The sequence below is a fragment of the Streptosporangium sp. NPDC023615 genome, assembly GCF_040640155.1.
Lineage (GTDB): Bacteria > Actinomycetota > Actinomycetes > Streptosporangiales > Streptosporangiaceae > Streptosporangium.
The window spans coordinates 38,398-62,728 of sequence record NZ_JBFABE010000020.1 but is presented as its reverse complement, the minus strand read 5'-3'; the positions used below and the strand labels follow the sequence as shown (position 1 = coordinate 62,728).

Annotated in this window: 19 protein-coding genes; 6 read left to right on the top strand and 13 right to left on the bottom strand. The window is 72.4% G+C overall.

The window, feature by feature from the left end; translation table 11 throughout:
• Positions 1-3 precede the first annotated feature (3 nt).
• Complete coding sequence (locus AB0G16_RS16950) at positions 4-672, top strand: NUDIX domain-containing protein (protein ID WP_362805428.1); 669 nt, start codon at positions 4-6, stop codon at positions 670-672.
• 189 nt (positions 673-861) lie between these two features.
• Here the strand turns inward: AB0G16_RS16950 and AB0G16_RS16945 are convergent, their stop codons facing one another.
• On the bottom strand, positions 862-1,548 hold the full coding sequence (locus AB0G16_RS16945) for a Uma2 family endonuclease (protein WP_362805426.1): 687 nt from the start codon (positions 1,546-1,548) through the stop codon (positions 862-864).
• An 83-nt stretch (positions 1,549-1,631) separates the two neighbouring features.
• On the opposite strand from AB0G16_RS16945, the gene hisC reads away from it, so the two are divergent.
• Positions 1,632-2,693 carry a histidinol-phosphate transaminase gene (gene hisC / locus AB0G16_RS16940; protein WP_362805424.1) on the top strand — a complete coding sequence of 354 codons (1,062 nt, stop codon included), beginning with the start codon at positions 1,632-1,634 and terminating at the stop codon, positions 2,691-2,693.
• Positions 2,694-2,817: 124 nt separating this feature from the next.
• On the opposite strand, the gene AB0G16_RS16935 is transcribed toward hisC, so the two are convergent.
• From AB0G16_RS16935 to purD, 5 genes are all read right to left on the bottom strand, one after another.
• Complete coding sequence (locus AB0G16_RS16935) at positions 2,818-3,771, bottom strand: EamA family transporter (RefSeq protein ID WP_362805422.1); 954 nt, start codon at positions 3,769-3,771, stop codon at positions 2,818-2,820.
• 144 nt (positions 3,772-3,915) lie between these two features.
• Positions 3,916-5,148, bottom strand: coding sequence for a GTP cyclohydrolase IIa (locus tag AB0G16_RS16930; RefSeq protein ID WP_362805527.1), 1,233 nt, complete (start codon positions 5,146-5,148; stop codon positions 3,916-3,918).
• A gap of 282 nt (positions 5,149-5,430) precedes the next feature.
• A complete protein-coding gene (murA, locus tag AB0G16_RS16925) occupies positions 5,431-6,699 on the bottom strand; it encodes a UDP-N-acetylglucosamine 1-carboxyvinyltransferase (RefSeq protein ID WP_362805420.1) in 1,269 nt (422 codons plus the stop codon).
• 216 nt (positions 6,700-6,915) lie between these two features.
• Positions 6,916-7,950 carry a hypothetical protein gene (locus tag AB0G16_RS16920; protein ID WP_362805418.1) on the bottom strand — a complete coding sequence of 345 codons (1,035 nt, stop codon included), beginning with the start codon at positions 7,948-7,950 and terminating at the stop codon, positions 6,916-6,918.
• 82 nt (positions 7,951-8,032) lie between these two features.
• Positions 8,033-9,277 (bottom strand): phosphoribosylamine--glycine ligase, encoded by a 1,245-nt coding sequence (gene purD, locus AB0G16_RS16915; RefSeq protein WP_362805416.1) that lies wholly within the window; start codon positions 9,275-9,277, stop codon positions 8,033-8,035.
• Positions 9,278-9,806: 529 nt separating this feature from the next.
• Between purD and corA the strand changes: the two genes are divergently transcribed.
• Entirely contained in the window at positions 9,807-10,937 is a 1,131-nt protein-coding gene (gene corA / locus AB0G16_RS16910) for a magnesium/cobalt transporter CorA (RefSeq protein ID WP_362805414.1), read from the top strand.
• Positions 10,938-11,022: 85 nt separating this feature from the next.
• Here the strand turns inward: corA and AB0G16_RS16905 are convergent, their stop codons facing one another.
• The 4 genes from AB0G16_RS16905 to fbaA form a co-directional block, all read right to left on the bottom strand.
• The gene (locus tag AB0G16_RS16905; protein ID WP_362805411.1) at positions 11,023-11,949 is read right to left on the bottom strand and encodes a glycerophosphodiester phosphodiesterase family protein; all 927 of its coding nucleotides are present in this window, start codon (positions 11,947-11,949) and stop codon (positions 11,023-11,025) included.
• Positions 11,950-12,034: 85 nt separating this feature from the next.
• Positions 12,035-13,318 carry an adenylosuccinate synthase gene (locus AB0G16_RS16900; protein ID WP_362805409.1) on the bottom strand — a complete coding sequence of 428 codons (1,284 nt, stop codon included), beginning with the start codon at positions 13,316-13,318 and terminating at the stop codon, positions 12,035-12,037.
• Between the two features lie 323 nt (positions 13,319-13,641).
• A complete protein-coding gene (locus AB0G16_RS16895) occupies positions 13,642-14,061 on the bottom strand; it encodes a DUF3151 domain-containing protein (RefSeq protein WP_362805407.1) in 420 nt (139 codons plus the stop codon).
• Positions 14,062-14,269: 208 nt separating this feature from the next.
• Positions 14,270-15,292 (bottom strand): class II fructose-bisphosphate aldolase, encoded by a 1,023-nt coding sequence (gene fbaA, locus AB0G16_RS16890; protein ID WP_362805405.1) that lies wholly within the window; start codon positions 15,290-15,292, stop codon positions 14,270-14,272.
• A gap of 294 nt (positions 15,293-15,586) precedes the next feature.
• Here fbaA and AB0G16_RS16885 point away from each other — a divergent pair, with 294 nt between their 5' ends.
• The gene (locus AB0G16_RS16885; protein ID WP_362805403.1) at positions 15,587-16,006 is read left to right on the top strand and encodes a hypothetical protein; all 420 of its coding nucleotides are present in this window, start codon (positions 15,587-15,589) and stop codon (positions 16,004-16,006) included.
• A 76-nt stretch (positions 16,007-16,082) separates the two neighbouring features.
• Here AB0G16_RS16885 and pyrE read toward each other — a convergent pair whose 3' ends face one another.
• The gene (gene pyrE, locus AB0G16_RS16880; RefSeq protein ID WP_362805401.1) at positions 16,083-16,619 is read right to left on the bottom strand and encodes an orotate phosphoribosyltransferase; all 537 of its coding nucleotides are present in this window, start codon (positions 16,617-16,619) and stop codon (positions 16,083-16,085) included.
• Positions 16,620-16,871: 252 nt separating this feature from the next.
• On the opposite strand from pyrE, the gene AB0G16_RS16875 reads away from it, so the two are divergent.
• Positions 16,872-19,376, top strand: coding sequence for a sigma factor (locus tag AB0G16_RS16875; RefSeq protein WP_362805399.1), 2,505 nt, complete (start codon positions 16,872-16,874; stop codon positions 19,374-19,376).
• A gap of 276 nt (positions 19,377-19,652) precedes the next feature.
• On the top strand, positions 19,653-20,996 hold the full coding sequence (locus tag AB0G16_RS16870; RefSeq protein ID WP_362805396.1) for an NYN domain-containing protein: 1,344 nt from the start codon (positions 19,653-19,655) through the stop codon (positions 20,994-20,996).
• A gap of 124 nt (positions 20,997-21,120) precedes the next feature.
• On the opposite strand, the gene AB0G16_RS16865 is transcribed toward AB0G16_RS16870, so the two are convergent.
• Positions 21,121-21,753, bottom strand: coding sequence for a response regulator (locus tag AB0G16_RS16865; RefSeq protein ID WP_362805394.1), 633 nt, complete (start codon positions 21,751-21,753; stop codon positions 21,121-21,123).
• Between the two features lie 3 nt (positions 21,754-21,756).
• On the bottom strand, positions 21,757-24,331 hold a 2,575-nt coding region (locus AB0G16_RS16860; RefSeq protein WP_362805392.1), incomplete at its 5' end, for an ATP-binding protein.

Below are 24,331 nucleotides of genomic sequence, written 5' to 3'. Positions count from 1 at the left end.
GCCATGGTTCCGCGCATTCCCGTCAGCGTGGACCTGGTCGTCCTCACGGTGCGCTGCCAGGTGCTGAGCGCACTCGTCTGGCGGCGCGACAACCCGCCGTACGAGGGACGCTGGGCCCTGTCAGGCGGCTTCATCCAGCTCGACGAGGACCTGCCCGCCGCGGCGGCCAGGGTCCTCGCCGAACGGGCGGGCCTGCCCGGCGCCCCCGTGCACCTGGAGCAGTTGCAGACCTACGGCTACCCCGACCGGGACCCGCGCCAGCGCGTGCTGAGCGTGGCCTACCTCGGCCTCGCCCCGGACCTGCCCGCCTCCACCGAGGCGCACATGAGCTGGCAGCCGGTCGCGGCGCTGCTGCGCGAGATGGCCTTCGACCACCGGCGGATCATGGTCGACGGGATCGAGCGGGCCCGCGCCAAGCTGGAGTACACCCCGCTGGGCGCGGCCTTCTGCCCGCCCGAGTTCACCGTCGCCGAGCTGCGCCGGGTCTACGAGATCGTCTGGGGGCGGGGCCTGGACCCGCGCAACTTCCACCGCAAGGTCACCAAGGCCGAGGGGTTCCTGCTGCCCACCGGCGCCACCACCACCCGCGACGGCGGCCGCCCGGCCAAGCTCTACCGCCGCGGCCCCGCGGTGATGCTCCACCCGCCGATGCTGCGCTCCCTGAGGGAGTGATGCAGGGAGCGGGGTGGACGGGAAGGTCCTCACGCCCGAAAAGGGGTGGAGGGTGTGACCGTGACTTCCCGGGGTTCGAGGGGTGAGCAGGACTCGCCGAGGTCCAGAAGTGTCCGAGCGATGACCGGGGCGGATCGGAGCTCTCCCACAGTGAGCCGTGGAGCCCTTTCACCGGCCGGAGGCCGTCGATCAGAGGTCGTCGACCTCCGTCAGGTCGACGTCGACGTCGAACGGGACGCTGACCTTCAGCCGGTCGTGGTGGATGCCCATGAGCGCGTAGGTCCTGGTCGCCGGGTCGAGCTCGTAGACGTAGACGGTCGGGCGGTCGTCGGTCTCCTCGACCCGCCAGAAGTGGACGATGCCCGCCTGGGCGTAGATGACGGGCTTGCGCTCCCGGTCGCGGACCTCCGACTCGGCGGAGACGACCTCGACGGCCAGGACGACGTCCTCCGGCCGGTAGGCGGTCTGCTTCGGCCCTTTTACGGCTTCGGCGTGGACCACCACGATGTCCGGCTCGGGACGTTGACGCTTTCCGAGCGTCACGGTCATCTCCCTGCGAACGCGCAGATCGGCCGAAACGGCTCGACGGAGCTCACTCTCCAGGAGAAAGAGCATAGACATGTGGAAGTTGGTCTGGGGGCTCACGAAGACGAGAGTGCCATCGACGAGTTCCGTGTGCGGAGGGATCCCCCGAAGTCGGTCGAGGTCGCCGGCCACGAAGCCCCTTTTGGGGGGGAACACCCAGGCGGGAAGCGGCTCACGCTCGGGTGAGCTCGCCTCCGGCGACTCCGCCCCGGCGTCCGGCTCCCCGGCGTCCGGCGCCTCGGCCTCGGGCGCCTCGGCGCCCGGCCTCTCGGCCAGTGGTGCGATGCTCATGTCGTCCTCCCGGTCGGGCATGCCTCTCACCTCCAGTGTTACAGGATGATGCCCCATCCGCCCGCTGCTCCTAAAGTAAGGCCATGCCTCGTTTCCGTGCGATCCTGGACACGATGCCCGCCTACCGGGCGGGTAAGGCCGTGGTGTCAGCCGACGGTCGCTCCTACAAGCTCTCCTCCAACGAGTCCCCCTACGAGCCGCTGCCCTCGGTCGTCGAGGCGGTCGCCCGGGCCGCGACCACGATGCACCGCTACCCCGACCCGGCCGCGACGGCGCTGACCGAGGCGCTCGCCGAGCACCACGGGGTGCCGGCCGAGCACGTGGCGCTCGGCGCGGGCTCGGTGACGGTGGCCCAGCAGCTCTTCGAGACCGTGAGCGAGCCGGGTGCCGAGGTGATCTACGCGTGGCGCTCCTTCGAGGCGTACCCGCTCCTGGCCGACCTGGCGGGGGCGACCTCGGTGCGGGTCCCGCTGCTGGGGGAGACCCACCACCTGGACGCCATGGCCGACGCGATCACCCCGCACACCAGGATGATCTTCGTGTGCAACCCGAACAATCCCACCGGCACGGTCGTCCAGGCGGCGGAGCTGGAGGCGTTCCTGGACCGGGTGCCCGAGAGTGTGCTCGTCGTGCTGGACGAGGCCTACCGCGAGTACGTCAGGGACCCCGGGGTCACCGACGGGCTCACCGTCTACCGGGAGCGGCCGAACGTGGCCGTGCTGCGCACCTTCTCCAAGGCGTACGGGCTGGCCGGGCTGCGGGTGGGGTACCTGATCGGCGGCGAGCCGGTCGCCGGCGCGGTCCGCAAGACGACCGTCCCGTTCGCGGTCAACCACCTCGCCCAGGCCGCCGCGATCGCCTCGCTGGCCGCCGGGGACGAGTTGCTGAAGCGGGTCGACACCGTGGTCTCCGAGCGCGGCCGGGTCCGCGAGGCGCTGATCTCCCAGGGGTGGGAGGTGCCGGTGAGCGAGGCCAACTTCGTCTGGCTCCGGCTGGGCGAGCGCACCCTCGACTTCGCCGAGGCGTGCGCCGCCGAGGGCGTCGCGGTACGGCCCTTCGCCGGCGAGGGCGCCCGCGTGTCCATCGGCGACCCCGAGGCCAACGACACCTTTCTGGCCGCCGCGGCCGCCTTCCGGGACACCTGACCGCGCCCGCGGCGTCCGCCGCCGGCCGGTACGGTCACGCTCCCGGCCGTACGGTCCCGCTCCCGGCCCGCGTGGCCCGGGACCGGGGCCGCACGGCCGGGGGCCCTGCCGGGGCCGCACGGCCCTACACGGCCGCGGGCTCCTGCCGGGGCTTCTCGGGCCTGGGCGGTCCGGCGTTCCCCCGGCGCTCGGTGGAGACCACCAGGGCGACCCCGATGACGATCACCACGCCGGCCGCGACCATCGATCCGGTGACCGGCTCGCTCAGCACCAGGGCGCCCAGCAGGACAGCCACGACCGGGTTGACGTAGGCGTAGGTGGAGACCAGCGAGATCGGGGCGTTGCCCAGCAGCCACACGTACGCGGTGAAGCCGATGAGCGATCCGACCAGGATCAGGTAGGCCAGCGCGATCCACGAGCGGGTGGAGACGGTGGCGAGGTCCACGTGCTCCCCCGCGAGGGCCGCGCTCACGGCGAGCCCGGCGCCGCCCACGACCATCTCGACGGTGCTCGCGGCGAAGGGGTCGGCGGGCATCGGGATGCGCGACGACAGGAACGAGCCGACCGACCAGGACAGCGACGCCAGCAGGATGATCACGATCCCGGTGCCGTCGGCCGCGCTGCCCCCGCCGTTCAGCGAGAGCGCCGCCACCCCGCCGAACCCGACGAGCACCCCGGTGAGCGTCAGGATCTGCGGCCGGTCCCGGGTAAGGATCCTGAGGATCACCAGCCAGAGCGGGACCGAGGCCACCAGCAGTGCCGCCAGCCCGCTGGAGATGTGCTGCTCGGCCACGGCGACCAGGCCGTTGCCGCCGTTCAGCAGCAGCAGGCCGATCAGGGCCGCCCCGCCCGCCTGCTTCCAGGTCATCCGGAACGCCTGGCGCCCCTTCAGCAGGCGCACCGCGACGCCGAGCACGAGCGCGGCCACGAGGAAACGACCCGCCCCGCTGAGCAGCGGCGGAAGCGTCTCGATGGTGATCCTGATCGCGAGGTAGGTGGAACCCCACACCACGTACACGATCGCCAGAGCGCCCCAGACGAGGAGCCTCTTACGGCCGTCAGCACTGTCATGACCCATGGCTCATGACAATAGCGGCTCGGCCCGACATCCCCTATCGCGGGTTTCGGTCCTCGGACCCGCGGCGGGGCCGCGACCTGGGAGGTTCCGCCGGCCGGTTGCGGCGGAGGCCTCCCGGTCGCGAGAACGGGCGTTACCCGGAGCTCAGCGGGTGCCGAGTTTCTCCACGATCAGCCGGTAGAGCTGCCTGGGGCGTCCCGGCTGCGGCGTGCGGTTCGGCGGGAGCGGCCACGCGAGTCCCTCGTCTACCAGCGTGCGCAGCAACCGCCGTGCCGTACGCGGGGTGACGCCCAGCATCTTGCCGGCGCCCTCCGCGTCCACCACCGTGTCCCCGCCCTCCAGCTTGGCCGCCAGCCGCGCCAGCACCTCCACGCCCTTGGGCTTGAGCGGGCCCGTGCCCTGGGGAGGCATCCTGGGCGCGGGGATCAGCGCCCTGCCCTCCCGGTCGACCGCGAACCCCTGGGCCTGCTTGCCCGCCTGGGTGCGCGCCAGCGCGGCCCTGGCGTGCGACTCGGCGTCGTGGGTGGTGCGGCCCATGCCGACGCCGACCTCGACCGCCAGGCCGAGCTCGTCGCGGACCCGCGCGGCGAACGGCAGGACCCGGAACCCCTCGGTGGCCGCGGCCACCGAGCCGCGGGTGGCGGTGACCATGTAGCTGTGGTCGTCCACCGCGGTGACCGACGCGTTGATCCGGTTCGCCTCCTGCACCAGCAGCCGGTGCAGGGAGAGCCGGAGCTCGTCGCGCCAGTAGCGCGGCGCGGCCCGGCGGACCGGCTCGCGCAGCGTGGGCACCTCGACCAGGACCACGGTGAGCTGTGACTCCTCCAGCCGGTGGTGCGCGCCCAGCAAGGCCGCCGTGTGCAGCGCCGTGCGCACCGCGGCGGAGGTGGGGCGGATCCTGACCACGGGCACCCCGGCGGTCTGGAGGCGGTCGGCGACCGCGGGCAGGCAGGTGAGCGCCCCGCTCGTACTGCCCTGGCGGGCGAGGCGTTCGTGGAAGGCCGCGATCGTGCCGGTGGCGCCCGGCTCGTCGCGGCTCTGCACGTCCCCGGAGGGAAGGTTCAGATCGTTGTAGGCCTCCTCGACCTCGGCTCTGCTCAACACGTCGATGCTGACCCTGCGCGGATCCATCCGCTCGTCCAGCGCCGCCCTCGCCAGCGCGGCGATCAGTGCCGCGCCGCCGAGCTGCACGTACGTCGCGGGCATCGTCAGCACCCCCGATCGCCGGGCCAGGTCGTAGGGGACCGGGCTGGCGAACAGGCATGCGTCCACCCCGGCTCCCAGTCGGGTGACCTTGTCCGCGGCCTCCTGCTCGTCACGGTATGCCGCCGCCACCAGGCGGCAGGGTAACGGGGCGGCCGCGTGCCCCATCAACATCACCCGTTCGACGAGGTCATGAGGGCCCACCACACCGATGGTGAGATCCGGTGTCAGGGCACCCGGGCGTGACACTCGTGGCGCTTCTTCGCCCCGCTCGACCAATGTTCGTCCCATCATGCCGTCCGTTTGTTTTCGGCTCTCTTTTGGAACGATCGCTCGCGAGGGCCGTAATGTCACGCCCGATTTGCGGCCAATTCCGGAAGCAACTTCCGGGTTAAAGCCATGACTGGCACCGTTTACACAGGTCAGAGCGGTTTTTGAGCGGCTCAAACCCGTCGATTACGATGCAGAAATCTCTCGCCGCACGTCGGCCCCCAGCGACTGCATACGCTCGGCCAGATAAGAGTGCCCCCGGTCGATGAGATATCCCGACTCGATCACGGTCTCGCCTTCGGCGGCGAGGCCGGCGAGCACGAGGGCGATTCCCGAGCGCAGATCGTGGGCCGTCACCTGTGTTCCGGTGAGTGGAGTGGCGCCGCGAACGACCGCGCTGTTCTCTTTCACCTCAATATCGGCGCCCATCTTGTTCAGTTCTGAGGCCAGGGCGAAACGACCGTCGAAGATACGTTCATGAATGTAGCTGGCGCCGTCGGCGAGGCAGGCGACCGTCATGATCGGGGACTGCAGGTCGGTGGCGAAGCCGGGGTAGGTGTCGGTGATGACGTTGATCGGCCGCAGCGGGCGGTCCCTGCGCACGTGGAGAACGGCGCCGTGCTCGGCGAACTCCACCCCCATCTGCTCCAGCTTGTAGCGGACCACGCCGAGGTGGTCGAGGTCGGCGCCGACCAGGTTGACCTCGCCGCCGGTGATGGCGGCGGCCATGGCGAACACGCCCGCGTCGAGACGGTCCGGCATCACGGTGTGCTCGACGGCCTGGAGCTCCTCGACGCCCTCCACGGTGATGAAACCGGTGCCGCCGCCGCTGATCCTCGCGCCCATCCGGGAGAGCATGTCGATCACGTCGAGCACCTCGGGCTCCAGCGCCGCGTTCTCGATCACGGTGGTGCCGCGCCCCAGGGCGGCGGCCATGATCAGGTTCTCGGTGCCGGTGTGCGAGGGGGTGTCCAGGTACAGGGTGGCGCCGGTCAGGCCCGCCGACTTGACGTGGATGACCGAGTCGCCCTCGTCCACGATCGCGCCCAGGCGCTTGTAGCCCAGGTAGTGGAAGTCGAGGTTGCGGCTGCCGAGGTTGCAGCCGCCCACGCCCTCGATGATCGCCTCACCGAGACGGTGCAGCAGGGCGGGCACGAACAGCACCGAGCCGCGGAAGCGGCGGGCGATCTCCGCGGGCAGCACGGGGCTGCTCAGCGTCGAGGCGTCGATCACCAGGGTGCGCTCCGCCTCGTGGAGCTCGACGGTGGCGCCGACGGTCTGGGCCAGCTCGACCGCGCGCCGTACGTCCTCGATGATGGGGACGTTGCGCAGGACCGTGCGCCCCCTGGACGCCAGCAGCGCGGCGCCGATCATGGGAAGGACGGCGTTCTTGGCACCCTGGATGAAGGCGGTTCCACGAAGTGGGTTGCCACCGCGCACGCGGTAACGGACCATGCGTAATGCTCCTTGGGAGTGATTTCGGTGATTCGTGTGGCGCGGGGCGGCAGCCGAGGTTATCGGCCAACAGTAGCCGCTGGATGCCCCCGAACCGGCCACTTCGGTGCTGAACTACCCGCCGGACGGCCGATAGTCGCCCCCCAGGTCACGACGGACCCGCGCCGGCGCCCGCCGGGGCGGGCGGCCGTGGCTCAGCCGTGGCTCAGCCGTGGCTCATCGGGACGGGCGGCCTCCCGCGGTGGTGAGCGGGGAGGCGGCCGACAGGAGGCTGTCGGCCCGCTGGTCCACGAAGCGGGTCACCACCTGCTGCCCGTACCCGAAGGCCATCGCCCAGACCAGGATCGCGGGCTGCGAGCCGAGCCCCGCGAAGCCCGGTACGAAGCCCGAGTTCAGGATCAGCAGCCCGAGCACGGCGGTGGCCACCCCGGCGGGGGCCTTGAGAAGGTTCTGCACGACGGCCAGCGAGTAGCGGGTGGACAGCTCCGAGCGGGTGGACAGCGACGCGGCGGTGGCCAGCGCCGCGCCCAGCATGCCGATCAGCGCCACCAGCGGGACGTCGCCGTGGCCGGGCTGCAGGCCGCCGGTGGGGCAGATCTGGGCCGGCATCAGCCCCTGGGCGCGGATCACCGACCGGTCGCCGCACATCGGGATGACGTGCGGCCAGATCGCGCCGATGACCACCACGCCCAGCACGATCAGGGTCAGCATGACCACCCCGCCGAGCAGCAGGTTGCGGAAGCTCCGGACCCGCCCGGTCTCCATCGCCTGCGCGGTGTAGGCGGCCCGCAGCACCGACTGCATCAGCGGCCGGTCGTCCTCCCCGAGGTTCCCGGCGGCCAGCCTGGCCTGCAGGTGGACCAGCCGGGGGTCGTCGCCGGGCAGGTAGGCCCGGCCGATCGCGGCCACCTCCGGCGCCCGCCCGCACAGCTCGGCCGTCGGCAGCACGCCGTAGAGCATCACGGTCGCGCTGTGGACGTTGGACCAGGCGCCCTCGATGGCCTGGCCGGTCAGCCAGCGCCGGAGGCCGTGCCTGCTGCGCGCGTAGGTCTCCGCGCGGGCCAGGTGCGTGCCGATGCCCTCACCCACCGAGACGAGCTGGCCCGCCTCGTCGCGCATGGTCAGGGCCCGTTCGGCCTCGGCCCTGATCTCCTCGCTCCTGGTGGCCACGTACACCCTCCAGGTGCCGGGCCAGCGCAGCCCGCCGGTGTCGCCGATCCGCTCGGGGGGTATCGCGGGGTCGAGCGACATGGCTCCTCCGGGGGGACGGCGGGGGCGGGGACGGCGGGCACCGACTGCCCCGGGCTCGGCGGGACATGCGGATCGGGCGGCGCTACACCTGCCCCGTCAGGCCGCGGGCCGCGATGTCGGTGCGATGGTGCGAGCCGCGCAGGCGGACGCGCCCCACGGCCTCGTAGGCCGCCGCCCGCGCCGCGGGCAGGTCGGGACCGGTGCCGACGACGCTGAGCACCCGGCCGCCGGCGGAGACGAGCCGGTCGCCGTCGAGGGCGGTGCCCGAGTGCAGCACGTAGGCGTTCCGCCCCGGGTCGGGGATGCCCTCGATCACGTCCCCGCGCACCGGCTCGCCCGGGTAGTTCTCGGCGGCGATCACCACGGTCACCGCGGCCCCGTCGTGCCAGGAGAGCGGGCCCGCCCCGGCGAGCGTCCCGTTCGCGCAGGCGAGCAGCAGGGACGCCAGGGGCGTGCGGAGCCGGTCCAGGACGACCTGGGTCTCGGGGTCGCCGAACCGGGCGTTGAACTCGATCACCTTGGGCCCCTTGGACGTGAGGGCCAGCCCCACGTACAGCACGCCCGCGTACGGCGTGCCCCGCCGGGACAGCTCGGCCATCGTCGGCAGGACGGTCTCGGCCATCACCTGTTCCGCCAGGCCGTCCGGGGCCCAGGGCAGGGGCGTGTAGGCGCCCATCCCGCCGGTGTTGGGCCCGCGGTCGCCGTCGTGGGCGCGCTTGTGGTCCTGGGCCGGCTGCAGCGCCACGGCCGTGGAGCCGTCGCAGAGCGCGAACAGCGACACCTCGGGGCCGTCGAGGAACTCCTCGATGACGACCCGGCCGCAGGCGGCGGCGTGCCGGAGCGCCTCGTCGCGGTCGTCGGTGACCACCACGCCCTTGCCGGCCGCCAGGCCGTCGTCCTTGACCACGTACGGGGTGCCGAACTCCTCCAGCGCGGCGGCGGCCTCGCCGGGGGTGACGCAGGTGCGCGACCGGGCGGTGGGCACGCCGGCCGCGACCATGACCTCCTTGGCGAAGGCCTTGGAGCCCTCGATCAGCGCGGCCTCGCGCGAGGGCCCGAAGCAGGGCACGCCCGCCTGCCGCACGGCGTCGGCGACCCCGGCGACCAGGGGCGCCTCGGGCCCGATCACGACCAGGTCGGCGCCGAGCCCCAGGGCCAGGCCGGTGACCGAGGCCGGATCGGCCGGGGACACCGGGTGCAGGGTCGCGACCTCCGCGATACCCGCGTTTCCCGGGGCACAGTGGACCTCGGTGACCTGGGGGTCGGCCGCCAGCGACCGGCACAGGGCATGCTCTCGCCCGCCGGATCCAATCACAAGAACGCGCACTCGCCGAAGCCTATCGTCCCGCCGGGCCGTCCCCCGGACCCGTGCCGGTCGCCGGAGCCGGGCCGTTCCCCGGCCCCGCGCCGGTGGCCGGAGCCGGGCGCTGGAGCCGGCCCCCGGGGCCGGGCGTCCCCTTCCGGCCGGGCGGTGGTGATCACGTTCCTTCCGTTCCCCGTCCCCGTCCCCCGGACGGAGGCTCACGTGCCCGCGGCGCGGTCGTACACGCGGAGGACGGCCGGAAAGCGGGTGCGAATTTTGGCAGGTTGTGCATGATCGGTGCTTGAACCTGTGGGTAAGCTGAGACCAAGCCCCCGACCGTGTTAGGTTCAGGTGGCTTTGCGTGTCTCCTGCCGATTGGAGGTGGTTCGGGATGTCCTCTGGCGATCCCAGCAGTACGTGCCGCGCACGCCTGCTGTGCGCACTTCCGACCACCTCGTCTCGGTGCCCGATCGGCGCCGCGTGCCCGGCCGCCTCCGCCTGAGGCGAGATCGCGCGTGCGGAATCCCGCCGGGTCGGGCGGGAAAGGCTCGCCATGCGCTCCTCGCTTCTTTTTCCCCGCATCAAGCACGTCCGCACGATCCGTGCCCCGCACGCCCCCTCGGTCTCGCTCCGTGAGCGGATGACCGGCGTCTGCGTCCCGCCGAGCGACTCGCTCGTCGAGTACGCGGCCTACATCGGCGGCAAGAAGATCGACGCCCTGGGCATCCCCGACGCCCTGGAACGCGTCCGCGCGCACAACGCCGCCGCCGAGAGCGGTTCGGCCAAGGGCAACGCGTTCGTCTGGGTCGGTCTGCACGAGCCCGACGCCCCCGAGGTCGAGTGGCTGGCGGAGGTCTTCGCCCTGCACCCGCTCGCCGTCGAGGACGCCGTCAAGGCTCACCAGCGGCCCAAGGTCGAACGCTACGGCGACTCGGTGTTCGTGGTGCTCAAGACCGTCGCCTACCTCGAACACGACGTGCTGACCGCCACCAGCGAGATCATCGGCACCGGCGAGATCATGGTCTTCGTCGGCTCCGACTTCGTGGTCACCGTGCGGCACGGCAGGCACTGCCCGCTCACCGAGGTCCGCGACCGCCTGGAGGACAAGCCCAAGCTCCTGGGCCGCGGCCCCACCGGCGTGCTGCACGCCATCGCCGACCACGTCGTCGACAGGTACCTCGCCGTGGCCGACCGGATGCAGACCGAGCTGGAGGACGTCGAGGCCATGGTCTTCGCCGACGTCAGCGCCCGCGACATCGGCCGGATCTACAACCTCAAGCGCGAGATGATCGAGATGAAGCGGTCCGTCATGCCGCTGCAGGCCCCGATGTCCACGCTGGCCCAGCGCCGGATGATCCCGTCGGAGATGCGCGAGTACTTCCGCGACGTCGTCGACCACCTGGCCCGCGCCTGCGAGCAGGTCGAGTCCTCCAACGAGCTGTGCAACTCCGTGCTGCAGGCCGCGCTCGCCCGTTCCAACGCGCTCGCCAACGAGGACATGCGGAAGATCTCCTCCTGGGTCGCCATCATGGCCGTCCCCACGATGATCGCCGGCATCTACGGCATGAACTTCGAGCACATGCCCGAGCTCGACTCCGTCTTCGGGTACCCGCTGGTCATCGGCGTGATGATCATCGCCTGCGCGCTGCTCTACCGGGGGTTCCGCCGCAACGGCTGGATGTGAGGGGGCCGCCCCGGCCCCCTGCCCGTCCCCTCGCGTCCCGGCCGGTCTGCCCGGTCACCCGGTTACGGGCCGGCCCGGCGCGTCATCAGGCGCTCATCGAGCGCGTCGGGGTGACCGGCGCGGGGACGCGCATCCCCCGCTCCGACCACAGATCGATCATCCGGTCGGGGTAGTCGGTGACGATCGCGGCCACCCCGAGGTCGAGCAGCTCCGCCGCCCTGGCGGGCTCGTTGACGGTCCACACCGCCAGCGGCAGCTCGGCCTTCTCGGCCCGCCGGGCGAGTTCGGGGTCGGCCAGCACGTGCTCGGGGGAAAGGACGGTGCCCCCGGCCTCGGCGGCGGCGGCCGCGACGTCGCCGTCGAAGTCCTCCAGGCGCAGGCCGTCCAGCCAGGCGTCGGCCATGGTGGCGCGCTCGATCAGGGCGTAGCGCGGGGTCGCCGGGGTCAGCGAACGGGCGATCCGCAGGATCCGCCAGTCGAAGCTGAGGATCGCCGACCGGTCCAGCCTGCGGTGCCGGTCCAGCTCGGCGACCACCAGCTCGGTGAACTCGGCCGGATCGGCGCTCAGGTGCGGCCTGGTCGGGTCCGACTTGAGCTCCACGTGCACCCGTACCCCGTCGGCGCCGTAGGCGTCCATCAGCGCCAGCACCGCGCCCAGCGTCGGCATCCGGGTGTTCGGCACCGGGACCTGGGTCGCGGCGAAGCGGTCCTCGGGGGTGCGCGGCACCCGCACCCCGCACTCCAGCGTGCGCAACTGCGCCAGGGTGAGCTCGCCGACGGGCCTGCCCACGTACGGGAAGAGCGGGTCGCCGTGCACCGCCGGGCGGACGTCGGCGCTGGTCACGGGGGAGACGGTGAGGTCGTGCGTGAGCACCGGCCGCCGGTCCGCCGTCAGCGCGACGTCGAGCTCCAGCGCGTCGACGCCCACCTCCAGCGCGTGGGCGAAACCGGGCAGCGTGTTCTCGGGGCGGAGCCCGCGGGCTCCTCGGTGACCGTGGATCTCGGCATGCACACAGGGACCTTATCCAGCTCACGCGCCGATTCCCCGGTACGGCTCGCGCCCCGTTCCGTCCGGACGCGAGCCGCGGGGGCCCAAATCAGATCATCGGGTGGATCTGGAGCGTCTCGGTGCGGCCGGGGCCGACGCCGATGGCCGAGATGCGCGAGCCGCTCATCTCCTCCAGCGCCCTGACGTACGCCCGCGCGTTGGCGGGAAGGTCCTCGAAGCTGCGGACGCCGGTGATGTCGTCCTTCCAGCCGGGGAACTCCTCGTAGACGGGCCTGGCGTGGTGGAAGTCGGTCTGGGTCATCGGGATCTCCTCGTGGCGCACCCCGTCGACCTCGTACGCGACGCAGACCGGGATCGTCTCCAGGCCCGACAGCACGTCCAGCTTGGTGAGGAAGTAGTCGGTGACGCCGTTGATCCGGGTGGCGTACCGGGCGATGACCGCGTCGAACCAGCCGCAGCGTCGGTTGCGCCCGGTGGTCACGCCGTACTCGCCGCCGGTGGTGCGCAGCCACTCGCCCATCTCGTCGTCGAGCTCGGTCGGGAACGGGCCCGACCCCACCCGGGTGGTGTACGCCTTCAGGATGCCGATCACGCGGGTCAGCCGGGTCGGCGGGATGCCCGACCCCGAGCAGGCGCCGCCGCTCGTCGGCGAGGAGGAGGTGACGAACGGGTACGTGCCGTGGTCGATGTCGAGCAGGTTGCCCTGCCCGCCCTCCAGCAGCACGACCTTGCCCTCGTCCAGGGCCCTGTTGAGGACCAGAGAGGTGTCGGCGATGTGCGGGGTGAGGCGCTCGGCGTAGCCGAGGTACTCCTCCAGGACCTTGTCCGGCTCGATCGCCCGGCGATTGTAGATCTTGGTGAGGATCTGGTTCTTCTCGCCCAGCGCGACCTCGATCTTCTTCTGCAGGATGCCCGGGTCCAGCAGGTCCTGCACCCGCACGCCCATCCGGTAGATCTTGTCGCCGTACGCGGGACCGATGCCGCGACCGGTCGTGCCGATCTTGGCCTTGCCCAGGTAGCGCTCGGTGACCTTGTCCAGGGCCTTGTGGTGGGGCATGATCAGGTGCGCGTCGGCGGAGATCAGCAACCGCTCGGCGGAGACCCCCCGGGCCGCCAGGCCGTCGATCTCGCTCAGCAGCACGCCCGGGTCGATGACGACGCCGTTGCCGATCACCGGGACGACGTCCGGGGAGAGCACCCCCGTCGGCAGCAGGTGCAGCGCGTACTTCTGGTCGCCGATGACGACCGTGTGTCCCGCGTTGTTGCCTCCCTGGTATCTGACGACGTAGTCGACCTGGTCACCGAGCAGGTCGGTCGCCTTCCCCTTGCCCTCATCGCCCCACTGGGCACCAACGAGAACCACAGCCGGCATCGTGATCTCCAACCGCAAAACCGAAAACCCCTGGCGCAATCGCGACAGGGGCTCTTGCGAGGAGAGAATACCCGACGGCGTCCGAAATGGGGATCTCCCGCTCCTCGCCGGAGGGCGGGGCGGAAGATCCCGGCGGTGGAGCGGGCCCGGATCCGGCCAGTTCAGGGCAGGGTCAGGGCGGGGTCAGGGCGGGTTCGGGGCTCGGGCCGGGCCCGGTGCCGGGGTCCCGTGCCCGGGCCGGCCGGGGATGGGCCCGGGTCCCAGGGGCCCGGGTCCGGGCCGACGTCCGGGCCGGGACCCGGCCGGATCCGGAGGGCGCCGGCTCACTGACCGGTGAGCTCGTCGAACGCCGTGGGGCTGGAGTCCTTGAGGAACTGGAAGCAGCGCTCGGCCTCGTCCTTCTCGCCGATGCTCTGGGCGGCACGGGCCAGCGCGTGCAGGCATCGCAGGAAACCCTGGTTGGCCGGGTGCTCCCAGGGGACGGGACCGTGCCCCTTCCAGCCCGCCCTGCGGAGCTGGTCCAGCCCGCGGTGGTAGCCGGTGCGGGCGAACGCGTACGACGTCACGGCGTGCCCGGCCGCGAAGTACTCGTCCGCGAGCGTCGCCCAGGCGGCCGGATGGGCCGGGAAACGCGCGGCGACGTCAGATGCCTTGGCGCCGGATTCCAGTGCCTCCCGGGCTTCTGGCAGATCGGGAAGGAGGGTGGGCGGCGGGCCCGCGAGGAGGTTCTCGTGCGATTCCATAACCACAGTCCTACCTGGTGTACCCGCGTCAGGCCAAGATCGGCCCCCGGAGACTTTCCGGGAGCCGATCTCACAGCCCGCTCCTGGTCCCCCGCTCGCGACCCGTTCACGACGGGTTCGCGACGGTTTCACGGCTTGGTTCACGGCCAGGTCCACGACAGGCTCGCGGAACGTTCGCGGCCCGGTCGCGGCGCGGGAGGGCGCGTCCTCAGGAGAGCTTGGTCCCGGCGGACTTCAGGTGCTGCGCGGCCTCGACGATGCGCGCCGCCATCGCGGTCTCGGCGGCCTTGCCGTACGAGCGCGGGTCGTAGGCCTTCTTGTTGCCGACGTCGCCGTCGACCTTGAGCACGCCGTCGTAGTTCTTGAACATGTGCTCGACGATCGGGCGGGTGAAGGCGTACTGCGTGTCGGTGTCGATGTTCATCTTCACCACGCCGTAGGAGATGGCCTCGTGGATCTCCTCCAGCAGCGAGCCGGAGCCGCCGTGGAAGACCAGGTCGAACGGCTTGTCCTTGCCGTACTTGGTGCCGACCGCCTCCTGGATGTCCTTGAGCACGCTCGGGCGGAGCTTGACGTGGCCCGGCTTGTAGACGCCGTGCACGTTGCCGAAGGTGGCGGCCAGCATGAAGCGGCCACGCTCGCCCAGGCCGAGGGCCTCGGCGGTCGCCAGGGCGTCGTCGGTGGTGGTGTAGAGCTTGTCGTTCATCTCGCCGACGACGCCGTCCTCCTCGCCGCCGACGACGCCGATCTCCACCTCAAGGACGATCCTCGCGCGGGCGGTCTTCTCCAGGAGCTCCTTGGCGATCTCCAGGTTCTCGTCCAGCGGAACGGCGGAACCGTCCCACATGTGCGACTGGAAGAGCGGGTCCTCGCCCCTGGCCACCCGCTCGAGGGAGATGTCCAGCAGCGGGCGGACGAAGCCGTCCAGCTTGTCCTTGGGGCAGTGGTCGGTGTGCAGCGCGACCGTCACGGGGTAGTTCGCCGCGACCACGCGGGCGTACTCCGCGAGCGCCACCGAGCCGGTCACCATGTTCTTCACCGTGGTGCCGGACAGGAAGTCGGCGCCACCGGTGGACACCTGGATGATGCCGTCGCTCTCGGCCTCGGCGAACCCTCTGAGCGCGGCGTTGAGAGTCTGTGAAGAGGTCACGTTGATGGCCGGGTAGGCGAAACCTCCCGCCTTGGCCCGGTCGAGCATCTCGGCGTAGACCTCTGGGGTCGCGATAGGCATCGTGTCATCTCCCTGGAGACGGCTGTGAACAGCAGGCGCGGGGCATGAGGACATGGCCCGTAGGCCAGTATCCCGGGTTCGTTCACGGCGGGACAGCGCACCCCGCCACTTCGGCCGGTGCGGCCGTCCGCCGGGAACCTCCGGTCTACGGTAGCGGTCCGGGCGCCGTCGCCCACCGGCCTGTCCACCCGTTGGTCACCGGCCCGCCGGGTCGTGCCGATTCGCCCGGTCAGTCGTGAAACCTCCTCATGAACCGCTAACCTCCACAATGTGGGACGCCACAGGTCTGACCCCATGGGTATCGCGCGCCTGGTCCTTCTCGGACTCGCGGTGCTGGCGTTCGTCGTCCTGATCGCGTTCGGCGTCCTGTCGCTGATCGGCAGCCTCGCCTCCGACACGGAGGCGCCCCCGGCGCCCCCGGCGCCCACCCAGGCCGTCCGTTCCTCCCTCGCCTCCCCGTCCGCCGCCGGACGGGTCCCCACGGTCCTCGTCGAGTGCCTGCGGGAGAACTGCCCCACCGTCTTCCTCAAGGTCACCGGGGGCGACGTGCTGTTCGACCGGGAGATGACCCTCGGCGAGCGGTTCCAGTCCTTCGACCCCAAGGTCGACGTGGTGCTGGCGGACTCCGCAGCCGTGCGCGTCCAGGTGAACGGGGCCGTTCGCCCTCCCGCCGGGAGCGGGGGGCGCGAGGAGTTCACGGCCGCCCGCGACTGACACGCCCCCTTCCCGGCCCGCGTCTCCTCCGCCGGTGCCCCCGGCGAGGACGGGCCCGGGAGGGGACGCCGATCCGTCAGTCCAGGCCGAGGTCGGCCAGGGTGTAGGCGGTCCGGTACGGCAGTCCGGCCTCGGCGATCGCCGCCCCGGCCCCCCGGTCCACGATGGTGGCGACCGCCACGACCTCGGCACCCGCCTCACGCAGCGCCTCCACCGCGGTCAGCGGTGACCCGCCGGTCGTGGAGGTGTCCTCCACCGCCAGCACCCGCCGCCCCGCCACGTCCGGGCCCTCGATACGGCGCTGCATGCCGTGGGCCTTCTGCGCCTTGCGGACCACGAACGCGTCCAGGGTCCTGCCCCGGGCCGCGGCCGCGTGCAGCATGGCGGTCGCCACGGGGTCGGCGCCCAGCGTCAGGCCGCCGACCGCCTCGTACTCCAGGTCCTCGGTCAGGTCGAGCATGACCCGGCCCACCAGCGGCGCGGCCTGTCCGTCGAGGGTCACCCGGCGCATGTCCACATAGAAGTCGGCCTCCCGGCCCGAGGAGAGCACGACCTTGCCGTGCACCACGCCCTTGCCCTTGATCTCCGCCAGCAGGCTCTCGCGATCGCTCATGGCACACAGGTTAGGGCGGCTCCGGCGCCACCCGGTCGGGCCCACCCCCCTCGCGGGGCCCGGCACAGGGGTCCGGCGCGGGACCCGCGACGGAGCCGCGACGGACCCGCGGCGGACCCGCGGCGGAGCGGGGGAGGACGCGTGACGGGCCCGGGTGCGGGCCCGACGGGGGCAAAAGTGCGATCCGGGTTTACTCCCGCCACGGACTGCGGGATCATCCGGCAGGCAACCATGGGTAATGGCGAGGTCACAATGAGTGGGAAAACATCTCAAGGCGATGCCGAGCTGCTGGCCGCCACCAGGAACGGGGATCCGGCCGCGTACCGGGCGCTCCACCGGCGGCACGCTCCCGCGGCGCACGCCCTGGCCCGCCTGCTCGTGCCGGGCGAGACCGAGGCCGCGGACGTCGCGGAGGAGACGTTCGTCAGGATCCACCGCGTGATCGACCGGGGAGACGGCCCGGAGCAGGCGTTCCGCATCCACCTGCTCACCGCGCTCCGCCGCGCCGCCGGGGACCGCGCCGCGGGCGGTGACGGGAAGACCCCGGGGGACGGTGCCGACGGCGAGGATGCCGCCGGGGACGGGGCGGAACCCGCGGGTGAGGGGGCGGCGGTCCCCGGCCCGGGCGCGCCCCTCGCCGACCCGTCGTCGGCGGTCCTGGAGCGCTCACCGGTGGCCAGGGCCTTCCGTTCGCTGCCCGAACGCTGGCAGCTCGTCCTGTGGCACGCCGAGGTCGAACAGACCCCGCCCGAGGACACCGCGCTCCTGCTGGGGCTGACGGTCGGCGGCACGGAGGCGCTCGCCTACCGGGCCAGGGAGGGGATGCGCCAGGCGTGCCTGCGCATCCATCTGGCCGAGACCCACGTACCCGAGTGCAGGCCCGTGCTGGCCAGGATGGGCCCCCACGTCCGCGGCAGCCTGGGCCGGGCGCAGGCCAGGGTGGTGAACGAGCACCTCGACGGCTGCTCCGGTTGCCGGGCGGTGCTCGCGGAGGCGACCGGCATCGGCCGGAGCATGCGTTCCGTCGTCGGCCCGCTCATCGTCGGTCCCGCCTTCCCCGCCTATCTGGCGGCGCTCGCCAGGACGGGCGCGGCGGACGGGGGCGGGCTGCCCGGTCTCTGGCGCAGGACGCCACGTTCCACGCGGCTCGCCCTCGCCGCCGGAACCGTCATCGTCGCGGTCGTGGTCCTGGTGGCGGCGGTCGTCGTCCTGACGCCGGGCCGGCGGACGGCGCCCTCGCCGAGCGCGGCCACCGAGCCGATCGTCGCCTTCCCGATCCCCGGCACCGGCCCCGCCCGCACGCCCGGAGCCGTCACGCCCGGAGCCGCCACGCCGGCCCCCGGCGCCCGCGAGCCGCTGGTGCCCCCCGGGGACGTCACCGCCCGGCCGGGTGCCCCGGACGCCCCGGCCGCCTCAGGCGCCCCGGATGTCCCGGGTGCCCCGGCGCCCGGGGCCGCCGGGGTGAGTCCCGGCTCGCCGCCGCCCCACCTGGTGGCCACGATCGACGTGCTCGGCGCCCTGGTCAGGTCCAAGGCGGGCATCGTGGCGGTGCGGCTGCGCAACGCCGGAGGCGGGCCGAGCGGGGAGGTCGTCGCCGACGTCGTCCTGCCGCGCGGCGTGAGCCTGCCGCCCGCCTCCCGCAGGGGGCAGGCCGTCGGTGCCGTGACACCCGTCGGCACGGTCGACGGCTGGTCCTGCCGGGCCCGGAGCAGGGGGGCCAGGTGCGTCCGCGGGCCGCTCCCCGGGGGCCGGATCACGGCGGTGTTCCTCCGGGTCCTGGTGTCGGACCAGGCGGCCCCGGGGGCGGCGCCCTCGGTCACGGTCTCCGCCCCGGGGACGCGGACCACGGCCGGGGCGCGCACCGGGGTGCGGGTGACGGGCGCCCCGGCCAGGTTCGCCACCGACGGCCGGGTGGCGGTCTCCGCGATCGGCAACACCCTGCTGAGCTGCTCCTCCTCCCGCCCGGAGTGCGAGAGCGCCCGCGCGCGGCGGGGCGGCAGGCGTGACAACAACGGCTGGGAGATGCGGCCCCTCGACCGGGACGACGACCCGTCGACGCGCGTCTCGAGCGCCGCCCGTCTCGTGCTGCCGCCGGGCGGCAAGGTGGTCTGGGCGGGCCTGTACTGGTCGGCGAGCGCGCCCGGTGGCGGGCACGTCAGGTTCAAGGCCCCCGGGGAGAGGGAGTACACGCGGGTCGGGGCGGAGCAGGTGGTCCACAGGGAGCTCCCCGTGGGGAGCGGGTACCAGGCGTTCGCCGACGTGACGCGCCTGCTGGACAGGGTCGACGGGACGTACTGGGTGGCCGACGCCTCGGTGCGGCCGGGGGTGTCGCGGCACGCGGGGTGGGGCCTGGTGGTCATCGTGGCCGATCCGCGCCGCCCGTACAGCCAGGCCGTCGTCGTGGACGACGCGACCGTGCTGGGAGCGGGGCGGCGCTCCGTGCGCGTGCCGCTCGACGGGCTGAGGCCCGCCCGCGTGGCCGCGAGGATGGCGCTGGTGACCTGGGAGGGCGACGCGGACGTCCGGGGCGACCGGGTGCGGATCGGCGGCCGGACGCTGCGGCCCGCCGGAGGGGAGCGCGACCCGCGCAACCCGTTCGACGGTTCCGCCGCCGGCGCGCGGGGCGGGGCGACGTTCGGCACGGACGTGGACCGCTTCCGCGCCCCGCTGGGCCACGACCCGGTGCTGGAGCTCAGCACGCGCCAGGACGTCCTGCTGTTCGGCGTGGCGGCGGTGAGCGTCCGGACGACCCCCTGACGCGGGCGACACTCCCGGAGTCCGGGGTGCGGATGACAGGATGTCGGGGAGCGGGCGCGCGTGTCTCATCGAGCCGGTCTGTGAACGGGACGAACTGGTACGGTCTTCGGTGAACACTCCAACGTTTGGTCGAGCGCGGGTGGAATCGTCGGGATTCACCCTCCAAGGGTCAGCCGCTTGATTACCCTGAGGAAGGGCCGTCTGTCCAGACTCTCAGGGGCCGTTTCAGGCCTGTCTGAGCCGAAGGATCGGGCCACGTAGGAAGGGCGGTGTCGTGTGGATCGTTGCGCGCTGTTCGTGGACGCCGGCTACCTGCTGGCCGACGGCGCGATGGCGGTGCACGGGACCCGTCACCGCGAGTCGGTCGCCTGGGACTATCCGGGGTTGCTCCAGCTGCTCAACAAGCTGTCGAGGGAGCGCACCGGCCTGCCGCTGCTGCGCTGCTACTGGTACGAGGCGACCGTGGAGGGCCGCCGCACCCCGGAGCACGACACGCTGGCCGACATCCCCGGCCTGAAGCTCCGCCTGTCGCGCATCCGCCCCGGCCGCCGCGAGGGCGTCGACGCCCAGGTCCACCGGGACCTGATGACGCTGGCCCGCAACGGCGCGGTCTGCGACGCGGTCGTGGTCAGCGGTGACGAGGACCTGGCGCAGGTCGTGTGCGACGCGCAGGACCTCGGCGTCCGGGTGACCGTGGTCCACATCAGCGCGGACGGGAACTGGGCGGTCTCCCGGACGCTGCGCCAGGAGTGCGACGACCTCATCGAGATCGGCGCCGGTCACCTGCGCCCGCACGTCAGCCTGGTCGGCGGTGAGACGCCCGCCCTGGCGGCCAACGGCCACCGGCACGGCACCAACGGCCAGTCCACGGGCTCCCGCGCGGGCGGCGGCAACGGCTCCCCGATCGGCAGCCCGGTCACCACTCCCGTCCCGGCGGTCCAGACGTCCCGCGCGGCCCACGCCCAGCCCGCGCTGCCGTCTCCCCCCGCCTACCAGGCCTACCCCCAGGAGTCGCCGCTCCCCCAGGCCTCCGCGCCCACCCCGCCCGCTCCGGCGCCCCCGGTGCCGGGGCCCCAGGGGTCCACGGCTTCTCCGCCGTCCTCGGCGTCGGTGTCCCCGGTGTCCCCGGCGCCCTCCACGCCGTCCCACGCCGCCCCGGGTGGTCGTACCGGACCGCTCACGGCCGCCCCGCAGTACTCGCTGGGCGGCACCAACGCCGGCGGCGGCACCGGCACCAACGTCGGCGGCAACACCGGCGGCAACGTGGGGGGCAACACCGGCGGCATGCCGGCGTACCAGCCGTCGCAGATGGGCGCCTACACCGGTCCCCACGCCGCGCCGGTGCCGCAGCAGAGCACCGGCACGGGCGCGGCGACGACCCTCTCCGACGCGGTGCAGGCCGCGCACAAGGAAGGGCACGACTTCGGCGAGTCCGTCGCCAAGGACGCGCCCGCCCTGTGGCTGGAGGCCGTCCTGGCCCGCAAGCCCCGGATGCCCTCCGACCTGGAGGCACGCCTGCTCCAGGGCTCGTCGCTGCCGATCGACTTCCTGCTGCACGACGAGGTCCGCCACGCGCTGCGCCGCGGCTTCTGGGACGCCCTGGAGCGCGCCCGGCGCTGAGACGCCCTTGGCGCGCCCGCGCGGAGCCGGAGCCGCGCCGCTCGGTGCCCTCCGGCGGCCCGCGCGCCCGCACCGCCCCCGGGCCCTCACCCGCCGGAGGACCCTCACGGCGCCGGAGCGCCCGTCAGGTCAGGGCGTCGAAACCGGCGCGCAGGTGGTCCAGGCGGCCCGACAGGTCGGCGACCGGGCCCGCCAGGCCGGGATCGCCGTTCTTGCGGACCAGCTCGACGACCCGTACGAGCTCCTCCTCGACCGCGGCCAGGCGGCGCGACAGCTCCGGCAGCACGGCCGCCTGGTCGGCCGGCTCACCGGCGGGCAGCTCGGCGCCGACGCGCTCGCGGAGCATGGCGGCCTGCTCGGCCAGCCTGCGGTTCATGTTGTAGAGCTCCACGAACACCGCGACCTTGGCCCTGAGCACCCACGGGTCGAAGGGCTTGGTGAGGTAGTCCACCGCGCCCGCCGCGTAGCTGCGGAAGGCGTAGTCGGGAGCGCTGTCGACCACGGTCAGGAAGATGATCGGGATGTTGCGGGTGCGTTCGCGCCGCTTGATGTGGGCGGCCGTCTCGAACCCGTCCATGCCCGGCATGCGCACGTCCAGCAGGATCAGCGCGAACTCCGTGCCGAGCAGGGCCTTCAGCGCCTCCTCCCCGGACTTCGCGCGGACCGGTATCAGGTCGAGCGAGCTGAGAATGGCCTCGAGCGCGATGAGGTTCTCCTCCCGGTCGTCGACCAGGAGGATCTTGGCTCTGTCCGGCATCGATCACACGCCTTCGTTCGGGTCGCCGGCCGGCTTGCCCCGGGTCAGCCAGCCGCGCAGCCGTTCGAGCAGGCGGTCGACGTCAACGGGCTTGGGCACGTAGTCGGAGGCGCCGGAAGCGATGCTCTTCTCCCGGTCGCCTCGCATGACCTTAGCGGTTAGCGCGATGATCGGCAGGTCCGCGAACTGGGGCATCCGGCGTATCGCGGAGGTGGTGGCCCAGCCGTCCATCTCCGGCATCATGATGTCCATGAGCACCAGGGCGACGTCCTCGTTGCGTTCGAGCTGCTCGATGCCCTCGCGGCCGTTCTCCGCGTAGATCACCGTGGAGCCGTAGCGTTCCAGCACGCTGGTCAGGGCGAACACGTTGCGGATGTCGTCGTCCACGATCAGGATCTTCGCGCCGGTCAGCGGGTCGTCGCCCTTCCACGGCTTGCCCTCGCCCTGCGGGAAGTGCGGCAGCGGCATGTCGTCGCTGAGCGGCAGCGCCGGCAGCTCCTCGGGCTCCTCGGTCACGGCGAGGAGTTCGGGGCCGCGGGGGGAGGAGGTCAGGGCGCTGGCCCCGCCGTCGCGCGAGGCCAGCGGCCCGCCGTAGGAGGGCGGCAGGTAGAGGGTGAAGGTGCTGCCCTCGCCGGGCTGGCTGACCACGTGGATCTCACCGCCGAGCAGGCGGGCGATCTCCCGGCAGATCGACAGCCCCAGGCCGGTGCCGCCGTACTTGCGGCTGGTGGTCCCGTCGGCCTGGCGGAACGCCTCGAAGATGACCTCAAGCTTGTCGGAGGCGATCCCGATGCCGGTGTCGACCACCTCGAAGGCCAGGATGCCGTCGGCGCCGCGCAGGGTGTCGTCGACGAAGGCGACGGCGCGCCCGGCGTGCATCACGCGCAGCCTCACCTCGCCCTTGGGGGTGAACTTGATCGCGTTGGAGAGAAGGTTGCGCAGCACCTGCTGCAGGCGCTGCTCGTCGGTGCGCAGCTCCTGCGGGATCGACGGGTCCACCTCGACGGTGAACGACAGGCCCTTGTCCTGCGCCAGCGGGGCGAAGGTGGACTCGAAGTAGTCGACGAGCTTGGGCAGCGAGATCTGCTGGGGGTGGATGTCCATCCGCCCGGCCTCGACCTTGGACAGGTCGAGGATGTCGTTGATGAGCTGCAGCAGGGCCGAGCCCGCGCCGTGGATGGTGCGGGCGAACTCCACCTGCTGGGCGGTGAGGTTGCCGTCGGCGTTCTCGGTGAGCAGCTTGGCCAGCACCAGCAGGCTGTTCAGCGGGGTGCGCAGCTCGTGGGACATGTTGGCGAGGAACTCGGACTTGTAGCGCGAGGAGACCGCGAGCTGCTCGGCGCGCTCCTCCAGCGTCCGGCGGGCCTGCTCGATCTGGAAGTTCTGGATCTCGATGGCCCGGTTCTGCTTGGCCAGCAGCGCGGCCTTGTCCTCCAGCTCGGCGTTGGAGCGGCGCAGCTCCTCCTGCTGGCGCTGGAGCTCGTCGGAGCGTTCCTGCAGCTCCGTGGTGAGGCGCTGCGACTCGGTCAGCAGGTCCTCGGTGCGGGAGTTGGCGATGATCGTGTTCATCGTGACGCCGATGGTCTCGACGAGCTGGTTGAGGAAGTCGTGGTGGACCTCGCTGAACTCGTTGAACGAGGCCAGCTCCAGCACGCCGAGCACCTGGGTCTCGAACAGCACGGGCAGCACGACGATCTGCGCGGGCGTGGAGGTGCTCAGGCCGGTGTCGACGGTCAGGTAGCGGGCGGGCACGTTGCCGAGGATGATCCCCCGGCCCTCCAGCGCGGCCTGCCCGACGATGCCCTCCCCGGTCGCGAACCGCTGCCGGGGGCCGTTGCCGGGGCGGACGCCGTACCCGGCGATGAGGTGCAGGTCGTGGTCGCCGGCCGGTTCGGCGAGGTAGAAGGCGCCGTACTGGGCCGAGACCAGCGGGGTCAGCTCGCTCATGATGAGCCTCGCGACCTCCATCAGGTCGCGGTGGCCCTGCATGAGGCGCGAGATCCTCGCCAGGTTGGACTTCAGCCAGTCCTGCTCCTGGTTGGCGGTGGTGGTGTCGCGCAGCACCGCCACCATCATGTTGATGTTGTCCTTCAGCTCGCCGATCTCGCCCTCGGCGTCGACGGTGATGGAACGGGTCAGGTCGCCGGTGGCGACGGCGGTGGTGACCTCGGCGATGGCGCGCACCTGCGTGGTCAGGCGGGCGGCGAGCTCGTTGACGTTCTCGGTGAGACCCCGCCAGATGCCCTCGGCGCCCTCGACGCGGGCCTGGCCGCCGAGCTTGCCCTCGGAGCCGACCTCGCGGGCGACCCGGCTGACCTCGGAGGCGAAGGAGGAGAGCTGGTCGACCATCGTGTTGATCGTCGTCTTCAGCGCCAGGATCTCGCCCTGGGCGTTCACGTCGATCTTGCGGTTGAGGTTGCCCGACGCGACGGCGGTGGTGACCTCGGCGATGTTGCGGACCTGGTAGGTGAGGTTGTTGGCCATCGAGTTGACGTTGTCGGTGAGGTCCTTCCAGACCCCCGAGACGCCGCGTACGCGGGCCTGGCCGCCGAGCTGGCCCTCGGTGCCGACCTCGCGG

What these genes read in the sequence shown, in the direction of transcription:
- AB0G16_RS16895 (WP_362805407.1), bottom strand. Translation starts at nt 14,061, where the DNA reads ATGGAATCGCACGAGAACCTCCTCGCGGGCCCGCCGCCCACCCTCCTT.
- AB0G16_RS16865 (WP_362805394.1), bottom strand. Translation starts at nt 21,753, where the DNA reads ATGCCGGACAGAGCCAAGATCCTCCTGGTCGACGACCGGGAGGAGAAC.
- AB0G16_RS16900 (WP_362805409.1), bottom strand. Translation starts at nt 13,318, where the DNA reads ATGCCGGCTGTGGTTCTCGTTGGTGCCCAGTGGGGCGATGAGGGCAAG.
- murA (WP_362805420.1), bottom strand. Translation starts at nt 6,699, where the DNA reads ATGGTCCGTTACCGCGTGCGCGGTGGCAACCCACTTCGTGGAACCGCC.
- AB0G16_RS16920 (WP_362805418.1), bottom strand. Translation starts at nt 7,950, where the DNA reads ATGTCGCTCGACCCCGCGATACCCCCCGAGCGGATCGGCGACACCGGC.
- hisC (WP_362805424.1), top strand. Translation starts at nt 1,632, where the DNA reads ATGCCTCGTTTCCGTGCGATCCTGGACACGATGCCCGCCTACCGGGCG.
- fbaA (WP_362805405.1), bottom strand. Translation starts at nt 15,292, where the DNA reads ATGCCTATCGCGACCCCAGAGGTCTACGCCGAGATGCTCGACCGGGCC.
- pyrE (WP_362805401.1), bottom strand. Translation starts at nt 16,619, where the DNA reads ATGAGCGATCGCGAGAGCCTGCTGGCGGAGATCAAGGGCAAGGGCGTG.
- AB0G16_RS16875 (WP_362805399.1), top strand. Translation starts at nt 16,872, where the DNA reads ATGAGTGGGAAAACATCTCAAGGCGATGCCGAGCTGCTGGCCGCCACC.
- AB0G16_RS16935 (WP_362805422.1), bottom strand. Translation starts at nt 3,771, where the DNA reads ATGGGTCATGACAGTGCTGACGGCCGTAAGAGGCTCCTCGTCTGGGGC.
- corA (WP_362805414.1), top strand. Translation starts at nt 9,807, where the DNA reads ATGCGCTCCTCGCTTCTTTTTCCCCGCATCAAGCACGTCCGCACGATC.
- AB0G16_RS16885 (WP_362805403.1), top strand. Translation starts at nt 15,587, where the DNA reads ATGGGTATCGCGCGCCTGGTCCTTCTCGGACTCGCGGTGCTGGCGTTC.
- AB0G16_RS16950 (WP_362805428.1), top strand. Translation starts at nt 4, where the DNA reads ATGGTTCCGCGCATTCCCGTCAGCGTGGACCTGGTCGTCCTCACGGTG.
- AB0G16_RS16945 (WP_362805426.1), bottom strand. Translation starts at nt 1,548, where the DNA reads ATGAGCATCGCACCACTGGCCGAGAGGCCGGGCGCCGAGGCGCCCGAG.
- AB0G16_RS16930 (WP_362805527.1), bottom strand. Translation starts at nt 5,148, where the DNA reads ATGTTGATGGGGCACGCGGCCGCCCCGTTACCCTGCCGCCTGGTGGCG.